24 protein-coding genes are annotated in these 21,124 nt (G+C 71.5%); 5 read left to right on the forward strand and 19 right to left on the reverse strand.

Annotated elements, in window-relative coordinates; all coding sequences use genetic code 11:
• Positions 1 to 133: 133 nt before the first annotated feature.
• Together AB0J36_RS17020 and AB0J36_RS17025 are read right to left on the reverse strand one after the other, a co-directional pair.
• Positions 134 to 1,321 (reverse strand): ABC transporter substrate-binding protein, encoded by a 1,188-nt coding sequence (locus tag AB0J36_RS17020; RefSeq protein WP_357131451.1) that lies wholly within the window; start codon positions 1,319 to 1,321, stop codon positions 134 to 136.
• Between the two features lie 79 nt (positions 1,322 to 1,400).
• A complete protein-coding gene (locus tag AB0J36_RS17025; RefSeq protein WP_357171776.1) occupies positions 1,401 to 2,198 on the reverse strand; it encodes an alpha/beta fold hydrolase in 798 nt (265 codons plus the stop codon).
• A gap of 85 nt (positions 2,199 to 2,283) precedes the next feature.
• On the opposite strand from AB0J36_RS17025, the gene AB0J36_RS17030 reads away from it, so the two are divergent.
• Positions 2,284 to 2,874 (forward strand): bacterial proteasome activator family protein, encoded by a 591-nt coding sequence (locus AB0J36_RS17030; protein ID WP_357131456.1) that lies wholly within the window; start codon positions 2,284 to 2,286, stop codon positions 2,872 to 2,874.
• 4 nt (positions 2,875 to 2,878) lie between these two features.
• Here the strand turns inward: AB0J36_RS17030 and AB0J36_RS17035 are convergent, their stop codons facing one another.
• From AB0J36_RS17035 to AB0J36_RS17045, 3 genes are all read right to left on the reverse strand, one after another.
• Complete coding sequence (locus tag AB0J36_RS17035; protein ID WP_357131459.1) at positions 2,879 to 3,691, reverse strand: HAD family hydrolase; 813 nt, start codon at positions 3,689 to 3,691, stop codon at positions 2,879 to 2,881.
• Positions 3,691 to 4,512, reverse strand: coding sequence for an HAD hydrolase family protein (locus tag AB0J36_RS17040; RefSeq protein WP_355048642.1), 822 nt, complete (start codon positions 4,510 to 4,512; stop codon positions 3,691 to 3,693). The genes AB0J36_RS17035 and AB0J36_RS17040 overlap by 1 nt, the downstream gene beginning before the upstream one ends.
• Positions 4,513 to 4,858: 346 nt before the next feature.
• Positions 4,859 to 5,602, reverse strand: coding sequence for a hypothetical protein (locus tag AB0J36_RS17045; protein WP_357171777.1), 744 nt, complete (start codon positions 5,600 to 5,602; stop codon positions 4,859 to 4,861).
• Between the two features lie 186 nt (positions 5,603 to 5,788).
• Between AB0J36_RS17045 and AB0J36_RS17050 the strand changes: the two genes are divergently transcribed.
• The 3 genes from AB0J36_RS17050 (at position 5,789) to AB0J36_RS17060 (ending at position 7,487) form a co-directional block, all read left to right on the forward strand.
• A complete protein-coding gene (locus AB0J36_RS17050) occupies positions 5,789 to 6,220 on the forward strand; it encodes an OsmC family protein (protein WP_355048644.1) in 432 nt (143 codons plus the stop codon).
• Between the two features lie 93 nt (positions 6,221 to 6,313).
• A complete protein-coding gene (locus tag AB0J36_RS17055) occupies positions 6,314 to 6,661 on the forward strand; it encodes a metallopeptidase family protein (RefSeq protein ID WP_357131815.1) in 348 nt (115 codons plus the stop codon).
• Between the two features lie 103 nt (positions 6,662 to 6,764).
• Complete coding sequence (locus tag AB0J36_RS17060; protein ID WP_357131467.1) at positions 6,765 to 7,487, forward strand: AIM24 family protein; 723 nt, start codon at positions 6,765 to 6,767, stop codon at positions 7,485 to 7,487.
• 64 nt (positions 7,488 to 7,551) lie between these two features.
• Here the strand turns inward: AB0J36_RS17060 and pheA are convergent, their stop codons facing one another.
• The 5 genes from pheA to AB0J36_RS17085 all read right to left on the reverse strand — a co-directional run bounded on the left by pheA (position 7,552) and on the right by AB0J36_RS17085 (position 10,996).
• Positions 7,552 to 8,505, reverse strand: coding sequence for a prephenate dehydratase (gene pheA, locus AB0J36_RS17065; RefSeq protein ID WP_357131471.1), 954 nt, complete (start codon positions 8,503 to 8,505; stop codon positions 7,552 to 7,554).
• Between the two features lie 10 nt (positions 8,506 to 8,515).
• Positions 8,516 to 9,082, reverse strand: coding sequence for a hypothetical protein (locus AB0J36_RS17070; protein ID WP_357171778.1), 567 nt, complete (start codon positions 9,080 to 9,082; stop codon positions 8,516 to 8,518).
• An 81-nt stretch (positions 9,083 to 9,163) separates the two neighbouring features.
• Complete coding sequence (locus AB0J36_RS17075; protein ID WP_357131477.1) at positions 9,164 to 9,553, reverse strand: ACT domain-containing protein; 390 nt, start codon at positions 9,551 to 9,553, stop codon at positions 9,164 to 9,166.
• 75 nt (positions 9,554 to 9,628) lie between these two features.
• Positions 9,629 to 10,087, reverse strand: coding sequence for a hypothetical protein (locus AB0J36_RS17080; protein WP_357131480.1), 459 nt, complete (start codon positions 10,085 to 10,087; stop codon positions 9,629 to 9,631).
• Between the two features lie 168 nt (positions 10,088 to 10,255).
• A complete protein-coding gene (locus AB0J36_RS17085) occupies positions 10,256 to 10,996 on the reverse strand; it encodes a hypothetical protein (protein ID WP_357131483.1) in 741 nt (246 codons plus the stop codon).
• A gap of 163 nt (positions 10,997 to 11,159) precedes the next feature.
• Here AB0J36_RS17085 and AB0J36_RS17090 point away from each other — a divergent pair, with 163 nt between their 5' ends.
• Positions 11,160 to 12,389, forward strand: coding sequence for an arginine deiminase (locus AB0J36_RS17090; protein WP_357131487.1), 1,230 nt, complete (start codon positions 11,160 to 11,162; stop codon positions 12,387 to 12,389).
• 31 nt (positions 12,390 to 12,420) lie between these two features.
• Here AB0J36_RS17090 and AB0J36_RS17095 read toward each other — a convergent pair whose 3' ends face one another.
• The 9 genes from AB0J36_RS17095 to AB0J36_RS17135 all read right to left on the reverse strand — a co-directional run bounded on the left by AB0J36_RS17095 (position 12,421) and on the right by AB0J36_RS17135 (position 21,107).
• The gene (locus AB0J36_RS17095) at positions 12,421 to 13,308 is read right to left on the reverse strand and encodes a DUF5926 family protein (protein ID WP_363660844.1); all 888 of its coding nucleotides are present in this window, start codon (positions 13,306 to 13,308) and stop codon (positions 12,421 to 12,423) included.
• A gap of 78 nt (positions 13,309 to 13,386) precedes the next feature.
• Positions 13,387 to 13,797: an ATP-binding protein gene (locus AB0J36_RS17100; protein ID WP_357131818.1), complete on the reverse strand. Its 411-nt coding sequence runs from the start codon at positions 13,795 to 13,797 to the stop codon at positions 13,387 to 13,389.
• 60 nt (positions 13,798 to 13,857) lie between these two features.
• Positions 13,858 to 15,312, reverse strand: a complete 1,455-nt coding sequence (locus AB0J36_RS17105) for an ATP-binding protein (protein WP_357131494.1) — start codon at positions 15,310 to 15,312, stop codon at positions 13,858 to 13,860.
• Between the two features lie 116 nt (positions 15,313 to 15,428).
• The gene (locus AB0J36_RS17110; RefSeq protein ID WP_357131497.1) at positions 15,429 to 16,217 is read right to left on the reverse strand and encodes a glycerophosphodiester phosphodiesterase family protein; all 789 of its coding nucleotides are present in this window, start codon (positions 16,215 to 16,217) and stop codon (positions 15,429 to 15,431) included.
• A gap of 10 nt (positions 16,218 to 16,227) precedes the next feature.
• Positions 16,228 to 16,563: a rhodanese-like domain-containing protein gene (locus tag AB0J36_RS17115; protein ID WP_357131500.1), complete on the reverse strand. Its 336-nt coding sequence runs from the start codon at positions 16,561 to 16,563 to the stop codon at positions 16,228 to 16,230.
• A 58-nt stretch (positions 16,564 to 16,621) separates the two neighbouring features.
• The gene (locus AB0J36_RS17120; protein WP_357171779.1) at positions 16,622 to 17,536 is read right to left on the reverse strand and encodes an LCP family protein; all 915 of its coding nucleotides are present in this window, start codon (positions 17,534 to 17,536) and stop codon (positions 16,622 to 16,624) included.
• A gap of 214 nt (positions 17,537 to 17,750) precedes the next feature.
• Positions 17,751 to 19,010, reverse strand: a complete 1,260-nt coding sequence (locus AB0J36_RS17125) for an LCP family protein (RefSeq protein ID WP_363660845.1) — start codon at positions 19,008 to 19,010, stop codon at positions 17,751 to 17,753.
• A gap of 274 nt (positions 19,011 to 19,284) precedes the next feature.
• Entirely contained in the window at positions 19,285 to 19,686 is a 402-nt protein-coding gene (locus tag AB0J36_RS17130) for a hypothetical protein (protein WP_357131509.1), read from the reverse strand.
• 206 nt (positions 19,687 to 19,892) lie between these two features.
• Positions 19,893 to 21,107, reverse strand: coding sequence for an LCP family protein (locus AB0J36_RS17135; RefSeq protein WP_363660846.1), 1,215 nt, complete (start codon positions 21,105 to 21,107; stop codon positions 19,893 to 19,895).
• Positions 21,108 to 21,124 lie beyond the last annotated feature (17 nt).

Below are 21,124 nucleotides of genomic sequence, written 5' to 3' on the forward strand. Positions count from 1 at the left end.
GTGCGCCTTCCATCAAGGACCCCGCCATCACGAGGTCAAGCACAGTGTTCTCGTCAAGTTCGCCGGCCGCGGCCTCGCGGACGACCCGGCCTTCGACCACGGGAGGCCGGCCCCTGCTTCGTCCCGACAGGCTCTAGCCCAGCGTGGCCAGCTCGTTGATCAGCACGTTCGACATGACCTGACCGTCCTGCTGGACCTCCCGCAGGTACCACTTCTGCTGCGGGGTACGCGGCTGGTTGAACTGCCAGATGCCGCGCGGGCTGTCGATCTGGCCGATCTTGCCCAGCGCCAGGTTGACCTGCTGCGGGGTGGGCGTTCCGCCGGTCAGCTGGATGGCCTGGTCGAGCACCTGGGCCGCGTCGTACGACGCCATCGCGTAGGTCGTCGGCGTGCTCTGGTGCTTCTTGCGGTACGCCGAGGCGAAGACCCGGTTCGACGTGTTGTTGAGGTCGGCCGAGTAGTTCAGGGCGGTCTGGATGCCCAGCGCGTCCCGGCCCAGGCTATCCAGCACGGCGCCCTCGGTGAGGAAGCCGGGGGCGTACACGGGCCCGGAGAACTGGTCGCGGAGCTGCTTGATGAACTCGACGGCGGCCGCACCCGCGAAGAAGCAGAACACAGCGGTCGGGTTCTTGCGCAGCGCCTTCTCGATGTCCGCCACGTAGGTGGTCTTGCTCGGGTTCGGGGTGGGGCTGGTGTTGGTCACCGGGTCGGCGATGCGCGGGTCGGTGGGGCCGAACTCCTGCTTGAAGCCCCGCACGACGTCCGGGCTGCCCACGTTCTCCGGCACGATGATCGCGATCCGGCCGTTCGCCGGGAGCTGGTCGCGCAGGTAGCGGCCGAGTGCCCGCCCGGCCTCGTCCAGCACGTACGAGGTACGCCAGATGTAGACGACGCTCTGCAGGCTGCTCGGTGAGGCGTTCGACCCGATGAGCGGGATTCGGGCGTCCTCGATGGTGTCGCGGATACCCACCATCACCGACGAGTTGACCACGCCGGTGAGCGCCAGCACGTTCTGCTTGAGGAGCTGGTCGACGGCGGCCTTGCCGGTCTTGGCGGTCTCGCCCTCGTCGGCGGTGAGCAGCTCGACCGGATGCCCGCCCAGTTGCTGGTTGTGCAGGTCGAGGAAGAGCTGGAAGCCGTTGGTGATGTCGTCACCGATGGACTTGAAGCCGCCGCCCTTCGGTGCGATCAGACCAATCTTGATCGGGCTCTTGGTGGGGGTCGGCTGAGCCTCGGTGTCGGAGCCGCACGCGGTGGCGAATCCGGTCGTACCGAGCGCGGCCAGGAGTTGGAGCGCCCGCCTGCGATTCATCTGCGACACCGAGTTCCTTCCCAGGAGCGTTGCAGGGCGAACAGCGCCCCTCCGGCGTTCTACCTGCTCGGCGACGCTGCGTCAATGGCTAGTGATCATCGTGCAGGGACCGCAATGCATCGAGCACTCGGGGCCAGGCCGAGGACTCCGGATCGATCAGCCCGAAATGCTCGCATTCGGGCAGCTCGACAAGGGAAATATCGGATCCCACGGTACGAGCTGCCACCACGAAGTCCCGGCTCATCGAGACCGGCACCTGTTCGTCCAGTGAGCCGTGCATCACTACCGTGCGTGTTGGCATCGGTACCAATGATCGTGGATCGGCTGCCGCGTACCGGTCCGGCGCATCCCCCGGACCGCCGCCGAGCAGCGCGGCGACCGCACCGGAGTCCAGGTCCAGCCGGTACGCCTCGGCGAGATCGGCCACCGGGGCCAGGGCCAGCACCCCACCCACCGTCGACGGCGCGGTGGCCGCCGCGTACAACGCCAGGTGGCCACCGGCGGAATGACCGATCAGGATCGGCGGGGCCCCGCTCACCCGACCGGGCAGCGCCGGCGCGACCAGCGCCGGCAGCGCCGCGATCCCGGCGAGGGCGTCCGTCAACGTGCCCGGCCAGCCACCACTCGGTTGCCCGGTACGTCGGTACTCCAGTTGCGCCACCGGGTACCCGTCGGCCGCGAGCGCGGCGGCCAGCGGTCCGGTGTGCCGCCGGTCGTACTCGGCCCGCCAGAAGCCCCCGTGCACCACGACGACCAGCGGCCGGGCCGGCCCGGAACCGGCTGGGCGGCGAAGGTCGGCGACCTGGTCGGGGTGGTCGCCGTACGCCACCGTCCGGTCCGGCGCGGGCGCCGGCCGGGTCAGCACGGCGCGTGGGTCGGCAGACATGGCGCGACGGTAGCGCGCCCCGCCCGGGTGGTTCGGTCCAGGGGAGTCGGTCCCGGGCGGCGTGGGCCGGACCTCCTGGGTAAAAATGGACCCCATGACCGCTGAGCAGAACGACCAGCCCGGCCCCGACGACTCCGGCCACTCCGGCACCGTGGTGGTGGTCGGTCCGGACGGGCGGCCGATCGGCACCGTGCAGACCGAGGAGGGTCAGGGTGAGGATCCGACCCGCCTGGTCGAGCAGCCGGCCAAGGTGATGCGGATCGGCAGCATGATCAAGCAGCTGCTGGAGGAGGTCAAGGCCGCTCCGCTGGACGACGCCAGCCGGCACCGGATGCGGGAGATCCACGAACGCTCGATCGTCGAGCTGAAGGAAGGTCTCGCGCCCGAGCTGCGCGACGAGTTGGAGCGGATCTCGCTGCCCTTCACCGAGGACAAGGCGCCCAGCGAGAGCGAGCTGCGCATCGCGCACGCCCAGCTCGTCGGCTGGTTGGAGGGCCTGTTCCACGGCATCCAGGCCGCCCTGGTCGCCCAGCAGATGGCCGCCCGGGTTCAGCTTGAGCAGATGCGCGGCGGCCGGCAGGCGCTGCCCAGCGGCCCCGGTGGGGTCGTCCCGGGCATGCCGGGCATCGGCCAGCCCGGCGGCGGTGAGGGTCACAACACCGGCCAGTACCTCTGACCGGTCACTGGACCCCGAACACCTTCTCCAGGTACGCGGCCACGCCGTCGTCGGAGTTCGAGCCGGTCACCTCGTCGGCGACCGCGAGGACGGCGGGGTGCGCGTTGGCCACCGCCACGCCGCGCCCCGCCCAGCTCAGCATCGGTACGTCGTTCGGCATGTCGCCGAAGGCGACCACGTCCGCCGCGGCCACGCCGAGCCGGTCGCAGTACCAGTCGAGCCCGGCCGCCTTGGTCACCCCGGCCGCGGAGATCTCCACCAGCCCCGAGGACGACGAGTGCGTCGCCTCGGCCAGCCCTTGCAGCGCCCTGGCGATCAGCGCCGCGAACGCGTCCGGGTCCTGCTCGCCGGCCCGGGCGAGGAGCTTCACCGCCGGCACGGAGAGCAACTCCTCCGGCGTCTCGATCGGCCGGATGGCGTCGGCGTCGGCATCCCAGCGCAGCGGGTAGTCCGCCTCGTGACGCATCTCCCGGCTGTCCAGGATCTCCACGGCGAAGCTGATGCCGGGCACCTCGGCGCGCAGCCGCCGGGCCACCTCCACCAGATGCTGTGGCGCGAGCGGGTCGGCCCGTAACACCTCGTCGTTGACCGGGTCGTAGACCACGGCGCCGTTGGCGCAGACCGCCGGCAGAGGCTCGGTCAGCTGGTCGTACACCATCTTGAGCCAGCGGACCGGGCGGCCGGTGACCAGCACGACCGGCGTGCCTCGCGCGGAGATCCGCGCGAGCACGTCGGCGGTGTGCGGGCTGACCGTGTGGTCGTCGCGGATCAGCGTGCCGTCGATGTCCGTGGCTACCAGCCGGGGTGTCTCTCCCATCATCGGGAGAGTAGTCGGTCCAGATACACCGCCACTCCGTCGTCATCATTGCGCAGGGTCACCTCGTCGGCGGCCGCGCGGACGTCGGGGTGAGCGTTGGCGACCGCCACCCGCGACCAGCCGGCCCACTCGAACATCGGCAGGTCGTTGGGCATGTCGCCGAAGACCAGCACGTCGGCCGGGTCGACCCCGAGCGTCTGCGCCACGACGGTCAGCCCGGTCGCCTTGTCCACCCCGGGCGGGCAGATCTCGATGAAACCGAGCCCGGCCTGGGTGAGCGTGGCGACCTGCGGCTCGACGATCCGGCGGGCCACCGCCAGCAGTTCGTCCACGTGGTGGTCGGCGGTTCTGGCGAACGCCTTGAGCACGTCGCAGGAGAGGCACTCGTCGCGGGTGCGCGCCTCGAACCGGTCCTGGTAGGGCCAGCTCGGGTGGTAGTCACCCCAGAGCGGGGCGTCGTGCTCGTCGGACGCCTCGACCATCACGGTCAGCGGGCCGACCTCGGCCTCCAGGTCGGCGAGCAACCGGGCCAGCACCTCGGCGGGCAGGCGCTCGTCGCGGAGCACCACCGGGCCGGCCGGGTCGCTCTGGTCGACCACACGTCCGCCGCCGGCCATCACCAGGAAGTCGGCGGCGCGGATGTCGTTGCGGGTCAGCTCGGTCAGGCGAGGGCCGCGTCCGGTCGCGCCGACCACCGGAATACCGGCGGCCCGCACCCGGTCGAGCACCCCGTGGGTGTACGCGGAGACGGTGTCGTCGCTGCGGACGAGGGTTCCGTCGAGGTCGGTCGCGATCAGCTTGGGCAGTCCCGGGCGGGTCATCGTTCCTCCTTCGCCCACCGCCGTCGCAGCCAGCCGTGCGGTCCTGGTCGAGACCCGGCGTGACGGCGGGCAGCAACCGTACCTCGCCGAAAGGGTCGCAACCATGGCTTCCCGGCGAATCGGGCACCAACGCGCGGCACCCGCCAGGTGTCCAACCCCGCCCGCGCCTCTCGCGCCCCGTTCCCGCGCCCGCGCCTCTCGCCCCGCCCTCGCCTCGCCGATCTTGCACTTTCGGTTGCTGATTTGTCGACTTATGCGCCTTATGTGAGGACAGAAATCGCAAGATCGGCGCGGGCGCGGGCGCGGGCGCGGGGCGCGGGGACGGGGCGCGGGGGTGGGGGTGGGGTTAGGTGGGGTTTTCGGGGCGGGCGAAGGGGGTGGCCGGTTCCACCGTCAGATCGGCGGGGGCGGGTAGGCCGTCGTCGAGTGGCCCCGGGTCCGGGCGGCGACGCCAGGAGCGCATCGCGGGTACGTCGGCGGCCGGGGCATCGTCGTCAGCCGGCCCGGCGGACGCGTCGGCCGGTACGGCCCCGGCCAGTCGCAGGGCGGCGGCGAAGAGGACGCACGCGACGAACGCCAGCACGAGACCGCGGCCGTACTCGACCCGGAACTCTTCCTCGGGCGAGTAGAGAAGGGCCCGCTCCCCGGTGTCGTGGAGCGTCGCGGTAGCGGCGACCAGCAACGCCAGGAGCGCGCCGGCCAGCGTGAGCCCGACCAGCCGCGCGTTCGCACGGACCGCCGCCGTGCCCCCCAGCGCCAGGGCCACGGCGCAGGCCAGGCCGAGCAGGCCGGCGAGATAGGCGACCCCGAAGCCGCCGATCTCGGACACGCTGGCCCGCACCTCGATCGTGTTGGGCCCCTCGGCCCCGCCGCTCGGCACGGTCGTCAGCAGCCACTCGCCGATCATCGACGCGATCCCGGCGACCGCGCCGAGGCCGGCCAGCAGCAGCGGCAGACGAGGGTCACGGGTCAGGCCGACCAGGGGATTACCGAACCGGCGTGTCCGCGCGGGCTCGTCGGCGCCCCACTCGATCACAGCCGGCGCGTCGGGCGAGTCTCCCTGCCGCGGAACGGGCAGATCCTCGGGCATCGGCCATCCCTCCGCCGGTCACGGGCCTGCGTCGAATCATGGCACAGCCCTCGGTCGCGGCGCTGCCGTCGACACCGCGCGCCCGCCCACGTCCGCCGCGCCGCCGATCACGGTGACGGGAATCGCAGGGCGGTCCTCGGTGCCGGCCGGTCGCCCGCAGGTCAGGTATCCGCTAGCGTTCTCAACATGCCTATCCGTACCGCTTCCGCACAATGGCAGGGCAATCTCACCGAGGGTTCCGGCACCGTCCGCACCGGTAAGGGCGGCCTGTCCGGCAACTACTCCTTCAAGTCGCGCTTCGAGGAGGGCGAGGGCACCAACCCCGAGGAGCTGATCGCCGCCGCGCACGCGGGCTGCTTCTCGATGGCGTTCTCGAAGGCCCTCGCCGACGCCGGCACCACGCCCACCTCGGTCGAGACCACCGCCAAGGTCCACCTGGACAAGACCGACGCCGGGTTCAGCGTGACCCGGATCGACCTCGAGACCGTCGGCCAGGTGCCCGGGGTCGACGAGGCGGAGTTCCAGAAGCTCGCCGAGGCCGCCAAGGCCAACTGCCCGATCTCCCGCCTGCTCTCGCCGGGTGCCGAGATCACCCTCACCGCCCGCCTGGCCGCCTGACCCGGCGACCCGCACACACGTGGACCACGGCCCGGGTCGCCGAGCGCGACCCGGCCGATCGGTCCCGCGTCGGGCAGAATGAACGTCGTGCCGGTGGAGATGACCCGCGAGCGCTTCGAGGAGCTGGTCGCTGACGCGCTCGACGAGGTGCCCGAAGGGCTTCTCGGCCTGATGAACAACGTGGTGATCCTCGTCGAGGACGACCCACCGCCGGGTGAGTCCGACCTGCTCGGCCTCTACGAGGGGCACGCGCTCACCAACCGGGGCTGGGACTACTCCGGCGTACTGCCGGACCGGATCTTCATCTACCGCCACCCGATCCTGCGGATCTGCGACAACGACGAGGACGTCGTCGACGAGGTGGCGGTGACAGTGGTGCACGAGATCGCCCACCACTTCGGCATCGACGACGAGCGGCTGCACGCCCTGGGCTGGGGCTGACGCGCGAGCCCACCGTCCGCGCGCCGCTGAACCGATCGCCTCCGGTTGCCGTGGTCACCTACGGTCGATGCAGCGACCGCGACCATTTCAGGAGGAACCTTTCATGCGCAGCGAGCTGTTCTCGTCCGAGAATCTGGAGAAGGAGTCGGCGCAGGCGGGCATGCGTCTGCAGAACTCCAAGATGTTGAAGATCGAGCTCAACGGCGAGGCGATGGCCCGGGTCGGCTCGATGGTCGCCTACCAGGGCAACGTGCAGTTCCAGGCGCTGGGCTCGGGCGGCCTCGGCAAGTTCCTCAAGCAGAAGCTCACCGGCGAGGGCGTCCCCCTGATGAAGGTCACCGGCCAGGGTGACGTCTTCCTCGCCGAGCTGGCCAAGGACGTCCACATCATCGACCTGGAGCCGGGCGACGCGCTCTCCATCAACGGTTCCAGCGTGCTCGCCTTCGACTCGACCCTGCAGTACGACATCAGGATGGTCGGCGGCGCCGGCATGGCCTCCTCGTCCGGGCTGTTCAACTGCGTGTTCAGCGGGTACGGCCGGATCGCCATCACGACCAAGGGCACTCCCGTGGTGCTCAACGTGGACGCCCCGACGTACGTCGACCCGCAGGCGGCCGTCTGCTGGTCGGCCAACCTCCAGACCGGCTACCACCGAGCCGAGCAGCTCGGTCTCGGCACGCTGCTCGGTCGACGCACCGGCGAGTCGTTCACCATGAGCTTCGCCGGTCAGGGCTTCGTCGTGGTGCAGCCGTCCGAGGAGCCGCCCGTCATGGGCAGTGGTCAGCAGCAGCAGGAGGGTGGCCTGCTCGGCGGTCTGCTGAGCTGAGCGCCGATCCGGGTGGGGCGCGCTCCGGAGCACCCCACCCCCAGGGCCTCGGCGCTCGGCCCGGTCAGCTCATCTCGCCGGTGCGCAGCCGGGCCAGCCAGGCCGCCGCGTCGGCGTAGTCGACGTCCGACAGGCCGGCCGGCGCGGGCACCCGCCGCTCGCCGGCCTCGACCCAACGGTGTCGGGGATAGGACCCGAGGAAACGGACCTCCGCGCACACCCGGCGCAGCCCCTGCAACGCCTCACCCAGGCGTACGTCGGCCACGTGCCCGGTGCAGTCGAGGAAGAAGACGTACCGGCCCAGCGCCTCACCGGTCGGGCGGGACTCGATCCGGGTCAGGTTCACCCCGCGTACGGCCAGCTCGACCAGCACCGACAGCAGCGCGCCCACCCGGTCGTGAGCGATGTAGACGGCCAGTGAGGTGAGGTCGTCGCCACTCGGCGGTGGGGGTGGCCCGGGACGGGAGACCAGCACGAACCGGGTCACCGCGTCGGGGTGGTCGGCGATCTTCTCGGCGAGCAGCGTGAGCCGGTGCCGGGCCGCCCCGATGGGCGCGCAGATCGCCGCGTCGTACTCGCCGGACCCGGCGCCGGCCGCCGCCGCGCCGTTGGAGAGGACATCGACGACCGTCGCATCGGGCAGGTGGTCACGCAGCCAGCCGCGGCACTGGGTGGACGCCTGCGGGTGTGCCGCGATGGAGCGGACCGTCGACAGCGCGGTGCCTGTACGCGCGGCGAGCACGAACTCCACCGGCAGGACCACCTCGCGGGTGATCACCAGCGGCGCACCCTCGACGATCTCGTCGAGGGTGACGCCGACCGCCCCGCCGATCGAGTTCTCCAGCGGTACGAGCGCCGCGTCGGCCTCTGCGGCCCGGATGCTGTCGAGCGCCTCCCCGACGCTGCGAGCCGGCGTACGGGAGCCGTGTTCGGCTGCCGGGATGGTGCGCAGGGCCTGCTCGGCGAAGGTGCCCTCGGGGCCGAGGTACACGTAGCGCGTAGGCGGTGTTCCGGGCATGCCGCCCAGACTACGCACCCGGTCCGACCGCTGGAGATGGATCGCAGGCGAGCGTACGGATTCCGGCCGGCCCGGTGGCCCGGACCTCGATGGTGCACACGTCGGTGCCGGCCGTGACCAGTTGCAGAGCCGTCGGCCCGCCCTGGGTGACGACCTGAAGCTCCTCGTGCCCGGTCACCTCCAGCACGGTGTACTGCCAGTCCCCGGCGCACAACGGGCCGGTGCGGACCCGGACCCGGACGTTGTCCGGGAGCACCGAGGCCCGTCCCTGCAGCAACTGCACCACCCGCTGCCCGGTCGGCCCGTTCCGGCAGGTCGTCGCCACCAGGCCGGGCTCCGGAGTGGCCGCGTGGGTGGCGGGCGGCGGTGCGGTCGGCGCGGTCGAGGGCGTGCCGGTCGCGACGCCGGTCGGGCCCGACGGCCTGGGGCTGCCGGCCCCGGTGGGCACGCCGGTCGGGTCACGCAGTTCCGGAGGTGCTCCGCAGCCGGTCAGCGCTCCGATGGTGAGGAGCGCCAGCAGCGCCGCCCACGCGGGCGCGGTGGGGGCAGACGGGTGGCGGGGTGGGCTGAACGGCACGGGCCGGTCCTCGGGACATCGGGATACGTCGCGGCCGGGTGGCCGAGCCCATCGTAGGGCGAGCGGTCGGCCGGGTGAAGCTCAGCCGAGGACGCGGTGTCCGGCGCGCTCCAACGCGGTTGTGCCCTCGGTCAGTCGGACGGCCGGCAGCAGCACGTAGTCGGTGTCGAAGGTGGAGAAGGTGACCACGCTGACCCGGGCCGCGGCGAGTGGGTCCACGAGCGCCGCGAGCGTGCCGGTGCCGTCCATGCCCGCCGGACCGGCGACGCGAAGGCAGCGCCAGATGGTCTCCACCACGGCCTCGTCGGGCAACCGATCGGCCGGGCAGATCACCGAGATCCCGTCGGCGGTCCAGCTCACCGTGACCACGTCGGCGCGACCCAGCCCGCTCGACAACTCGTCCGGCAGGGCGGTGCCGCCACCGAGCCGGCACACGGCGTACTCCCCCGGCAGCAGAGTGATATCGAGCATGAGGGCACCCTACGGCGTGGAACCGAGCCCATCTGGGCATCGCCGCGTGCGGCGAACACCACATCGCGCCGCAGGTCAGACCTCGGAGAAGAAGGTGAGCGAGCCCGCGACGGCGCCGTCGGAGAGCACCGGCGTGGAGATCGCGTCGACCGTCGCGTCAGGCCCCCCGCCGGAGGCGGCCTGCACCCGCAGCAGGCCCCGGGCGAGCCGGCCGGAGGAGAGCGCCAGCAGGGGCGGAATCTTGTCGATCTCGGCCTCGGTCAGCTCGCCCCGGTTCGCGGTGAAGTCGAGCAGGCGAAGGCCGCCGTCGAGCAGTGGACGCCCGATCAGGCCGGCGGGCTCGCCCAGGCAGAGCAGCGCGCAGCCGGCGGTGGAGATGGCCACCACCCGGGTGTCGGCGTCGATCAGCAGGCAGGGCTCGTCCGCCCGCCCGACGGTCGAGGACCACTGGCCGACATTGTCGAACTCAGACTCTGTCGAGGCTCGGGCCGAGGGCACGAACACTTCTGAGAGCGAGAGTTCGACGTGGGCCACCGCGCCTCCTATGTACAACGACGGACTGTCCACGCTAGCCGGTCAACGACGGATTCACCGAGCGAGCCGGGTCACCGCGCCGCAGCGGAGAACTCCCGGGCGGCCGGCGACGGCGCGGGAGCCGGTGGGTAGGTGGGGGACCGGGGCCGCGTGGCGTCGCCGGTGACGTTACCGGCGGTGGGCCGCCTTGTCAGCGGCCGTTCGGCCCTCCTCGTACCACCGGTAGTCGGCCGATGGACGGTACGTGCCGTTCAGCCAGGTGCTCGGGTGCTGTGCCACCCGTGCCAGCTTCTCGGCCGTGGTCGGGCTGATCCGGTTGCCACCGGCCACGAGAAGCCGGTCCAGCTCCCGGTGGGTGGCCATCAGGCAGTCCTTCGGGAGGCCGTAGACGCTGATCACGCCGGAACCCACGAAGGTCAGCACGGGCGTCACCGGGATGGTCAGCCCCACCGCGTCGGAGAGGGCCTTGCTGGCCCGCTTGGCGTCCCGGCGGGCCTCGGTCACGTACGGGGGCCGCTTCCCGTTGATCTGTACGACGTCCCCGGCGACGAGCACCCGGGCCCGGCCGTGGTCGGCGATGGTCACCGCGAACAGGCCGCTCGGCCCGATGGCGAGGAAACCGGCGCGGTCGTCCTGCGCGCGGTCGAGCAGGACGTCCGCCACGTCGGTGCGGGGCCACTCGATGACGTGCCAGGACGGCCCGAGGTGGTCGAGTTGACCGAGTGCCCGCGCGCCGGCCGCCTCCAGCCGACGGGCGCCTCGCTCGGCACGGCGGCGTCGGGCCCACTCGAGCGGTGTGGGGCGGATCGGTTCGAGAGCCCCCGGCGCCTCGACGCGGGGGTGGGGAACCGCGATGGGCGGCAGTGCCCGTGCGGTCGGTACGGCTCGTCGTGCGGGAAAGACAGTCATCGCGACCTCCGGCAAAAGGTCCCTCGAAGTTATGTCCTCACTACCCTACGTTGCCACTGTGGGTGTTCGGCAAGCCGGAACGCCGGAGTGACTGTGGATGAATGCCATATTCATCCACAGTTCTTTTCTCGGATGCCGCCAAACCCTGCCCTACGCTGCGGGAGTGACCCACTACGTCGACAGTGAAGTCGGCCGGCTCGGCACCGTCCTGCTGCACCGGCCCGGCCCGGAGCTGGCCCGGCTCACCCCGCGCAACAACGACTCGCTCCTGTTCGACGCGATCCCCTGGGTCGGCCGCGCGCAGGAGGAGCACGACGCCTTCGCGGCGGCGCTGCGCGAGCGCGGGGTCGAGGTGCTCTACCTGGCCACCCTGCTGGCCGAGGCGCTGGCCGTCGCGGACGCCCGCGCCGAACTGACCGAGCAGGTGCTGCGCTCGCGCCGCCTCGGCGACACGCTCCGCGCCCGGGTCGCCGACCACCTCGCCTACCTGGACCCGGCCGCGCTGGCCGACGTGCTGACCGCCGGGCTGGCCCACGAGGAGCTGCGGATCAGCTCGGAGCGGCCGGGCGGGCTCGTCTACACCCTGATGGACCGGCACGACTTCGTCATCGACCCGCTGCCCAACCTGCTCTTCACCCGGGACTCGTCGCTGTGGATCGGCGACCGGGTCGGCGTCACCAGCCTCGCCATGCCGGCCCGCCGCCGGGAGACCACCCTGACCGACGCCATCTACCGGCACCACCCCCGGTTCGCCGGCACCGAGTTCGTCTACCGCCCCGACCTGGAACACCTGGAGGGCGGGGACGTGCTGCTGCTCGCACCCGGCGTGCTGGCGGTCGGCGTGGGTGAGCGGACCACCCCGGCGGGCGCGGAACGCCTCGGCCGGCAGGTCTTCGCCGCCGGCCTGGCCCACACCATCCTGGTGGTGCCGATCGCCCAGAAACGCGCCACGATGCACCTGGACACCGTCTGCACGATGGTCGACGTCGACGCCGTCCTGATGTATCCGAACATCGCCAGCACGCTCTCGGCGTACACCGTCATCGCCGGCGCGGACGGCGAGGACCCACGGGTGGACGGCCCGGCGCCCTTCCTGCGAGCCGCCGCCGACGCGATGGACCTGGACCAGCTGCGGGTCATCGACACCGGCCTGGACCCGGTGACCGCGGAACGCGAACAGTGGGACGACGGCAACAACACCCTCGCCCTCGCGCCCCGGCTGTGCGTCGGTTATGAGCGCAACACGGAGACCAACGCGCAGTTGGAGCGGGCCGGCATCGAGATCATCCCGATCGCCGGTTCAGAGTTGGGCTCCGGCCGGGGCGGCCCGCGCTGCATGTCCTGCCCGATCGTCCGCGCCCCCCTGAAGGAAGGGCCCCCTGCTAACGCCTAGTGCATAGCAAGGGGCCCTTCCTAACAACGCCTCAGCGCAGGGTGAGCTGTCGGCCGAGCAACCCCTGGCGGGCCCGCCGGCCGGCGGCGTCCAACACCTCGGTGCTGGCGAGAGCCTCCGCGTACCGCTTGGCGAACTGCGCCACCGGGTCCTCCCACTCGCTCGCCGGCGTCTCCTCGGGCAGGTCCCAGACGGGTACGAGCCGGCCGTGGGCGCGGAACATCCCGGCGAACTTGGTCTGGTCGCCGAGCATCAGCGTGCCGGCCGCGCCGAGCCGGGCCAGCGCGTCGAGGGCGGCGTCCTCGTCGTCCGGCAGCACCCAGCGCACGTGCGCCTTCTCGGGGACCCGGCACCAGTACGCGGCCTTCGCGGAGGTCATCCGCACCGTCGGGTAGATGGCGGCGTTCGCCCGCTCCAGGGACGCCTGGACGCTCGGGTCATCGGTCGCGCCGGGATCGAGCCAGAACTCGAACCCGTCGTGCATGCTGATCTCCAGCGGGCCGTCCACGAGGATGTCCTGAAGTCGCGGCCCGGGGCCGGGCAGCGGCGGCACGGAAACCTGGCCGCCCGGCTCGGTGCGCAGCGCGCTGAGGAGCGCCTCGGCCAGGTCCCGGGAGACATCGCCGGACTGCTGGTGACGCTGTAGACCGATGAGCACCTGGCCGTCCGGCTTGCTCACCGCCGGCGCGGCCATCGGCAGCACCGTGGCCAGGGTCGCCGACCGGTCGCCGAACTCCTCGACCAGGGCGGGCGCCAGGCGCAGCGGGGCGGACGCGGCGGGCACCAGCTCGCGCAGCGCGATCCACTCGGGCTCGTCGACCAGGCCCTCGAAGGGACGCGGCACGAAGACGTCCCGCACCTTGTCCCGACGGGGAGTGGTGTCGCTGGCTGCTCGCTGGCTCTTTCGACGCTTGCTCACGGCGTCACAGCCTAGAGCCCCGCCGGCCCCGGCATGACCCGGACCCACCCAACCCAGCGCGAGTTGATCATGAAGGTGTTAGCCGGCCGGCACCAGGCCGGGGGTGGGAGTGGGGTCGAACTCCGCCCAGACGCGCTGACCCATACCGTCCCGCTCGACACCCCAGCGGGTCGCCAGGCCGGCGACGATGTGCAGGCCCCGCCCGTCCGCCGCGTCGAGGCCGGCGGTGCGGATCCGTGGGCCGGTGGCCGCGCCGCCGTCGGTCACCCGCAACTGGATCCGTGGGCCGTCGGCGGACGGCCGCAGCCGCCAGGCCACCCGGACCACGCCGCCGGGCAGCGGGTGGGCGTGCCGGACCGAGTTGCCCACCAGTTCGGCGAGCACCGCGATCAGATCCGCGAGGAGCGCCGGGGGCACGACGTCCGCCAGGTCGTCGGCGAGCCGATGCCGGGCCAGTCGTGCGCCGGCGGGGTGGTGGGGAACCACCACGCACCACGCCCGATCCCTCGCCGCCGTCGCCACCGTCGCCTCCACGTCGCGCCCCGCAGGTCAACCGCGCGGTAGCCGCACCTCTGCGACCGTACCGCCGTCGGTCCTCGGACGTAGGGATACCCATCCATTCTGCTGTTCAACGATCCGGCGGACGAGATAGAGGCCCAGCCCCGCCCCGGGGTAGCCGCGCCGGTCACCGGACTCGCCCTGCCAGAACCGGTCGAACGCCCGTTCCACGTGCTCCGGCCGGATGCTGATGCCGCGGTCGCTCACCCGGAACGCGACCAACTGACCGTCGACCCCGGCCGTGATCTCGATGGGGGAGCCCGGCGGCGAGTACTTGCCGGCGTTGGTCACCAGCTCGGTCAGGACGGTGGCCAAACTGGGACGGTGGCCGAGCGCCTTGGGCAGGTCGACGGGCAGGCGGAGCGTCAGCCGGTGCCGCAGCTCCGCCGGCAGGTCCACGACCGCCGCGCGCAGCGCCGCACCGAGGTCGAACGGGGTGGGCGGCTCGTCCGCGGGCCCCGTCTCGGCCGCCGAGGAGAGCAGCCGGTCGACCAACCGGGCCAGCTCGTTGGCGCGCTGCCCGATCACCCGGGCGGCCTGCCGTCGGTCGCCGTCGGTCAGCGACTCCCAGTGGTCGGTGAGGGTGTCCGCGTACCCCTTGATGACGGTGACCGGCGTGCGTAGCTCGTGGCTGGTCACCGCGACGAACAGCTCCCGGTCGTGATCGCGGCGCTGCTGGTCGGTGATGTCGCGGAAGGTGACCACCCGCAGCGCGCCCGGGCCGGGCAGGTCGCCGGAGGTGATGCGCAGCCAGCGCCCGTCCGGCAGCCGGTGGTCGCGAACCTGGCCGGCAGGCGGCAGCGGCAACGGCAACGGCCGGTTCAGGGCCTGGCCCGTCGTGCAGCCGGTGACCTGGACGGCCGCCGGGTTCCACAGCCGGACGTGCCCGTCCCGGTCGACCACCGCCAGCCCGTCGGCGAGCGCTGCCACCACCGGCCCGTCGCCGTGCACCGGCAGTCCGCTCTGGTCGCCGTACATGTGGGCGACGCACGAGGCGAGGTACGCGATGACTCCCTGCTGCTCGGCGCCCGGCTCGTCGTCGCCCGGATAGAGGGCGTGCAGGCTGCCGACGGTGTGACCGCCGATCTCGGCCCGGGACACCACCATCCGGTGCAGGCCGCTGCCGGCGAGTTCGGCGGCGAGCTTGCCGCTCAGATCGGTCACCCGGACCTGGCTCACCCGCGGGCCGGAGAGCAGCCGGACCGTGTCCGGGTCGTCCGCCGCGAGCGGGCGGCCGAGCGCCCACTCCGCCGCGCCGGTGGCCGCGATCACCCGGCCGCCCGTCGGACCGAACTCGACGAACGCCATTCCGCTCGCGGACAGCGCCGGTTGGGCCATCCGGAGGAGTTGGGTGAGGACCGGCAGGCCCGCGTCCCCCGCATTGATCATCTCGATCACGACGGTGTGGCCGGCGAGAAGAGCGGGAAAATCGATACGCTCCGGCATGTGCCGAGTCTGCCCCGCCGGCCCGGCTTTCGGCACCCCCGGTTGTCGGGTGGGCGTAGGCGTAGGCGCTGCCGGCGGTCGACGCGCTGGGCGGCCGGCTCGGCGTCGCGGCCCGTTCAGCGGTCCCGCCGGGCCAGCACGTGCGCCGGTCGGTCCGTGATGATCCCGTCCACCTCCCCGGCCAGCACCAGCTCCACGTCGGCCGGCTCGTTGACCGTCCAGACGTACACCTGGTTGCCGGCGGCGCGCAGCGCGGGCAGCAGGTGGGGGCGGGCCCGGAGCAGGCCGATGCCCGGGCCGGCGATGCGGGCGCCGAACGGCAGCCGGCCCAGCCGCAGCCAGGGTGGAAGCACCTCCAGCAGCAGCACCGTGGGCAGCGCCGGGGCCAACTCCCGGACCCGGCGTACGGCCAGCGGGGAGAACGACATGACGGTCACCTGGACCGGGTCGTCCGGTGCCGGATCGACCAGCCCGTACTGCCGCAGCAGGTCGACCAGCCGCCGCTCCACCAACGAGCCGAAGCGGGACGGATGCTTCGTCTCGACGAGCAACCGGACGGGCCGCCCGGCGGCGAGCACCGCGTCGAGCAGCCGGGCCAGGGTCAACAGCCGGGTGTGCGACTCGTCCGGCGGCAGGTCACCGCTCGGCGCGCCGGCCGGATGCCACGAGCCGAAGTCCAGCGCGTCCAACTCGGCGAGAGTTCGCGCGCTGACCAGCCCGCGACCGTTGCTCGTGCGGTCCAGCCGCCGGTCGTGTACGCAGACCAGATGACCGTCCCGGGTCAGCCGGACGTCGCACTCCAGCCCGTCGGCGCCCTCGTCGAGGGCGCGCAGGTACGCGGCGAGGGTGTGCTCCGGAAGGTCGTACGAGGCGCCGCGGTGCGCGAAGACCAGTGGCCCGCCCATCCCGGCCGCCTCAGATGACCTGGCCGGGCTGCCCGTTCGCGTCGACCACTGCTCGGCCGACCGCTGCCCACTGGCGCATCCCGCCGTCGGCGTTGCGCACCTGACCCCACCCGTTGTTGATCAGGTAGGCGACGACCTGGGCGGATCGTCCACCGGAGCGGCAGATGACGGCCACGTCCCGGTCGGTCGGCACCTCGGCCAGCCGCGCGGGCAGTTCCATCATCGGCAGGTGGTGGGCGGTGGGGGCGTGGCCGGCCGCCCATTCGTCGGCCTCCCGCACATCGAGCAGGTAGGTGTCGTCGGCGATCTCGGTCACGGGCACGGTGGGAACCTGGGGTCCGAACACAGGAAGCAACACTAGATCCTCGGGGGCCGGATCGGCACCGACCCGGCCGTCGCCACGGTCACAACCGGGTCACCCAGCGCGGGTTGGCCTGCGCCCAGTCCGGTACGCGGGTGCCCCGGACCGCCTCGAACAGCCCGTTGCCGCCGTTGTCGAGCACCACGTACGAGACCTGGTCGATGGTCTGCGGGGACGAGGGCACCTGGACGCCGCGCATTCCGTCGGGCGGCAGCGCGCGGAGCGCGAGGAGCAGATCCTCAAGGGGTACGCCGTTGGTGTCGACGGTCAACGAGCCGCCGACCGCCCGGAGCACCTGGTCCAGCTTCACCGGATTGTTGCGCAGGTCGGCGTCGCCGGCGCTGTCCAGCATCGCCCGCAGGAGTTGCTGCTGGTGGCGCTGCCGGTCGTAGTCGCCCCCGGGCAGGTCGTAGCGCTGCCGTACGTAGTCCAGCGCCTGTGCCCCGTCCATCCGCTGGCAGCCGGTCCGGAAGACCCGGTTGGTGTGGATCGAGCGCACCTCGGTGTCGACGCACATCTGCACCCCGCCCAAAAGGTCGATCACCTTCCGGAAACCGGAGAAGTCGATCAGGGCGGCGCCGTCGAACCGGATGCCGGTGAGCCGGTTCAGGGTGGTGGAGAGCAGTCGGGCGCCGGCCGATCCGCCGCCACCGTGCTCGTACGCGGCGTTGATCTTGTCGGGGCCGCCGCCGAAGCCGTTCGCCGGTGGGATGGCGACCAGCAGGTCACGCGGGATGGAGACCAGGTACGCCGCACGCCGTCCGGCGGGTACGTGCACGATGAGGATGGTGTCGGAGCGCTGGTCCGGCTCGCTGCCGCCGGCGCGTTTGTCGGTGCCGATCAGCAGGTAGTTGAGCGCCCCGTCCAGGTCGGTCCGGTCGGTTCGGGCGTTGGCGTCGAGCAACTGCTCCTTGGTGACCGTACGGTCGTACCGGTGGGTCAGTGTCTTGAGGCCCATCACCGCGAGCCCGGCCAGCAGGACTAGGGCCAGTCCGACGGCGAGCAGGAGGCGTGGCCAGCGATCGCGGCGCGACCCGGCCGGGTGTGCCCGGCCGGCCGCGTTCCGTCCCCACCTGGACGTGACCGCCTCCCCGCAGCCGATACGTGAACCTTGCTCACGTCAGGCTACGGTCAGTGACGGAACGGTCGCCGGGCTTTCCGCGACTTGGCCGTCACTTCCGGCCGGAGATCACCTCGGGGTGGGTGAAGACGAACTCGGCGAGCTTGTCCTGCTTGACCGCCTCGAACATCGCCATCGTCTCCTCGTTCAACGCCTCACGGTTGTTGCCGTTGCCGTTGAAGCTGCCGTTGTTGGTCTTCAACATGGTCAACTCGTTGGCGGTGACGCCACGCATGGTGAAGATGAAGTTCTCGATCGGCACGCCGCCGGTGTCCAGGACGAAGGCCTTGCCGGCTGCCTTGATCAACGAGTTCATCTTGGCCGGGTTGGTCAGCATGCCGCCGTCGTTGGCCTTGCGGGCCATCGCCTTGATCAGTTGCTGCTGGTTCTGCTGCCGGTCGTAGTCGCCGTTGCGGAGGGTCTTGCGCTGCCGCGAGTAGTCGAGCGCAGCCCAACCCTCCATCTCCTGGCAGCCCTTCTTGTGCACCACCGGCTTCATCGTCTTGCCGGTCTTCTTGGCGTCGGCGTTCCACATCGGCTTACCGTCGACATAACTCATGTGCAGCGACGTGACCTCCTGGGTCACGCAGATGCGCACGGTGCCCAGGGTGTCGATGACGTTCTTGAAACCCCCGAAGTTGATAATCGCCGCGCCGTCGAAGCTGATGCCGGTGAGGCGCTTGATCGTCTGCGCCATGAGCTGGGCGCCACCCTCCCAGCCGCCACCGTTGCGGGCACCGGCCTGGAAGGCGGCGTTGATCTTGTCGGTGCCACCGGTGTAGCCGCTCTTCTTGAACGGGGGGATCTGCGCCTCGGTGTCGCGGGGGATCGAGATCAGGTACGCCTGGTCGTGCGAGGCCGGGATGTGCAGGACGATGATGCTGTCCGACCGGACGTCGTCGGCGGCCCAGCGTTCCCGGGCGTCCACGCCGAGCAGCAGCATGTCGATCGGCCCGTCCAGGCTCGCGCCACCCTCGGCGTCGGTCTTGCCGGCGTCGCCGAGCAGGTTGCGCTGGGCGATGTCACCGGTGGCCTGACCGACCAGCACCTTCGTGCCGACGATCGCCACCCCGCTGCTGAGCATCAGCACCGCACCGAAGATCACGGTCAGGCGGGCCCAGAGCGGATCCTTGCGCCGGGGCCGCTTCTTCGCCGGCCCCTTGCCGCCTGTCCGGCTGTCGCCGGCACCTGGCGGACGACCGCCCGGGCCGCCGCCCGACGGGCCGGGCTGCACCGGTATGGACGCGGCGATACGACCGCTCTGCGCGGCGGATGTAGTGGACGGAGGGCGACGGCTGGCCTGAACCGGCATTCGTGCTCCAGCTCGTGATCAGGAGGGGGCGGCACCACTGTACGTACATCAATTCGACTTTGCGAGTTCATCTGGACTCAATTCGCTCGCCAGGCACCGTCAACCAGGCGATCGCCCCCACTCGATGACCAGAAAGGCGAGGCAGCGATGGCCTGATCGGCTCGAACGCCTCAATGCCCCTAATGTCCGATTCTATCTGACAAGTTGGCGCGGCACCTGGTGTGGCACGCGCGAAAAGGGGGCCCGACCCGGATGGGTCGGACCCCCGCAGGGTCTACTTGCTCGCTGGCGGAATCGGCCCGTACGCGCAGGTGGACGCCGAGTCGATGCGGATCCCGTTGGGGATCCCGTAGTACCCGACGTCGTAGAGGGTGTTGGGCTTGCCGGCGGCCATGCACTTGATCAGCCCGGTGGTGTACCGGACGTACACAACGTCGTCGTTGCGGCTGTTGGCGCCGTACACGACATCGACCCCGTTCGAGATGGACTGGAAGCCCGAGGTCACGACCTGGTACTTGTGATCGATGACCTTGTCCTGGTCGGAGAGGCACGTGTAGGGGTACGGGCACCCGAGGGCGGCAGCCTGAGCCGGTGCGGCGGTGGCTGCCAGGCCAGCCCCCGTGATGAGCGCGGCGGCGGCCGTCGCCCCTAACGCCTTGTGCAGCTTGCCTGTCATCGACTTCTCCTCGCCTTGGTGGCAGAGGGCAACGACCCGAAGCGATGCCGGGCGCCTCCCTCGATCGAGACGCCCGGCAAGCGGTTCGCCCGGCCAGGGCCCCTGCCGTGTCCGTGGTTGTCATTGATCGAGGTGCGAGGCCCAAACCTAAGACAATCCCCAATGGACGGTCAAGACACTTACGGAGTGGGGGCAGGAGAGGAGGCTCAGCCGCCGTCGTTGCTCTTCGGCGGGTTGGCCTTCACCCAGTCCGCCATCGTGTCCGCCGACATGGCCTTGTACATCGCCAGCGCCTTCTCCCGGTCCGACACCACCACCGACTCGCCGTTGATGGTGTCGCTGCCCGAGTTCGGGCTGGTCAGGAACGTGAGGTTCTCACCACGCAGGCTCCGGAACTGCACCGCCATATCGGTCAACGAGAAGCCCTGGTCGACGGTCACCGCCGCGGTCACCGACTTGAGGAAGTCGTTGAGCTTCTTCGGGTTCGCCAGGGTGCCGGTGCTGGCCGCCTTGTCCATCAGCGCCCGCAGGAAGTCCTGCTGGTGCCGCATCCGGGCGAAGTCGCCGTCCGGGAACTGCTTACGCTGCCGGATCCAGTCCAGCGCCTCCGCGCCGTCCATGTGGTTGGTGCCCTTGGCGAACGTCCGGTACGGCTTGTGGATCGAGGTGATCGTCCGCTCCACCTTCAGGTCCACCCCGCCGAGGGCGTCGGTGACCTCCTTGAACCCGCCGAAGTCGATCGCCATGACGTGGTCGATCCGGACGTCGCTGAAGCACTCGACGGTACGGACCGCCAGCGGCAGGCCACCGAAGGCGAACGCTGCGTTGATCTTCGCGCGCCGGCCGGAGCCGCAGTCCGCGCCCGCGCTCTCCGGGATCGGCACGTACAGGTCACGCGGGATGGAGACCAGGTACGCCTCCTTATGGTCGGCCGGGATGTGCATCACGATGATCGTGTCGGCCCGCCACTGGCTCTTGGTGTCGACCGGCGCGTCCGGGTCCCGGGAGTCGCTGCCGACCAGCAGGATGTTCAACGCGCCGTCGACGGGCTTCGCCGGACGGCCGCCGGTGATCTCCGCGAAGGGATCGGTGCGGGCCAGGTCGTTGTTGAGGCCGCGCGCGTACAGCCACGCGCCCAGGCCGCCGAGCAGCGCCAACACCAGCACCGCGATGCCCGCCACCAGGCCGATCCGCCCCCAGCGTGGGCGGGGACCACGCCGTCCCGACCCGCCGGCGCCACCCGGCCCGCCCGGTCCCGTCGGCCCGCCGGGGCCGACCTGCCGATCGTCGTACGACGGGTAGAAGCGCGCCTCGGCCGGACGCGCGCGTCCGGAGGCGCCCCGGTCGGGGCCGGGCACCGAGGCGCGCCCGGCGCTGCGGTGCAGGTACGGGTGGGGAACGCCGGCAGGGGTCGCTGACATGCAACTCAGAGTACGTA

The organism is Micromonospora sp. NPDC049662, assembly GCF_040675055.1.
Classification (GTDB): domain Bacteria; phylum Actinomycetota; class Actinomycetes; order Mycobacteriales; family Micromonosporaceae; genus Micromonospora.

Bases quoted from the DNA above. Each gene is read 5' to 3' on its own strand.
- AB0J36_RS17105 (WP_357131494.1), bottom strand. From the start codon at position 15,312: ATGCCGGAGCGTATCGATTTTCCCGCTCTTCTCGCCGGCCACACCGTC.
- AB0J36_RS17050 (WP_355048644.1), top strand. From the start codon at position 5,789: ATGCCTATCCGTACCGCTTCCGCACAATGGCAGGGCAATCTCACCGAG.
- AB0J36_RS17040 (WP_355048642.1), bottom strand. From the start codon at position 4,512: ATGACCCGCCCGGGACTGCCCAAGCTGATCGCGACCGACCTCGACGGA.
- AB0J36_RS17120 (WP_357171779.1), bottom strand. From the start codon at position 17,536: ATGGGCCTCAAGACACTGACCCACCGGTACGACCGTACGGTCACCAAG.
- AB0J36_RS17030 (WP_357131456.1), top strand. From the start codon at position 2,284: ATGGACCCCATGACCGCTGAGCAGAACGACCAGCCCGGCCCCGACGAC.
- pheA (WP_357131471.1), bottom strand. From the start codon at position 8,505: ATGCCCGGAACACCGCCTACGCGCTACGTGTACCTCGGCCCCGAGGGC.
- AB0J36_RS17035 (WP_357131459.1), bottom strand. From the start codon at position 3,691: ATGGGAGAGACACCCCGGCTGGTAGCCACGGACATCGACGGCACGCTG.
- AB0J36_RS17130 (WP_357131509.1), bottom strand. From the start codon at position 19,686: ATGACAGGCAAGCTGCACAAGGCGTTAGGGGCGACGGCCGCCGCCGCG.
- AB0J36_RS17045 (WP_357171777.1), bottom strand. From the start codon at position 5,602: ATGCCCGAGGATCTGCCCGTTCCGCGGCAGGGAGACTCGCCCGACGCG.
- AB0J36_RS17085 (WP_357131483.1), bottom strand. From the start codon at position 10,996: ATGACTGTCTTTCCCGCACGACGAGCCGTACCGACCGCACGGGCACTG.
- AB0J36_RS17135 (WP_363660846.1), bottom strand. From the start codon at position 21,107: ATGTCAGCGACCCCTGCCGGCGTTCCCCACCCGTACCTGCACCGCAGC.
- AB0J36_RS17060 (WP_357131467.1), top strand. From the start codon at position 6,765: ATGCGCAGCGAGCTGTTCTCGTCCGAGAATCTGGAGAAGGAGTCGGCG.
- AB0J36_RS17110 (WP_357131497.1), bottom strand. From the start codon at position 16,217: ATGGGCGGGCCACTGGTCTTCGCGCACCGCGGCGCCTCGTACGACCTT.
- AB0J36_RS17125 (WP_363660845.1), bottom strand. From the start codon at position 19,010: ATGCCGGTTCAGGCCAGCCGTCGCCCTCCGTCCACTACATCCGCCGCG.
- AB0J36_RS17025 (WP_357171776.1), bottom strand. From the start codon at position 2,198: ATGTCTGCCGACCCACGCGCCGTGCTGACCCGGCCGGCGCCCGCGCCG.
- AB0J36_RS17075 (WP_357131477.1), bottom strand. From the start codon at position 9,553: ATGCTCGATATCACTCTGCTGCCGGGGGAGTACGCCGTGTGCCGGCTC.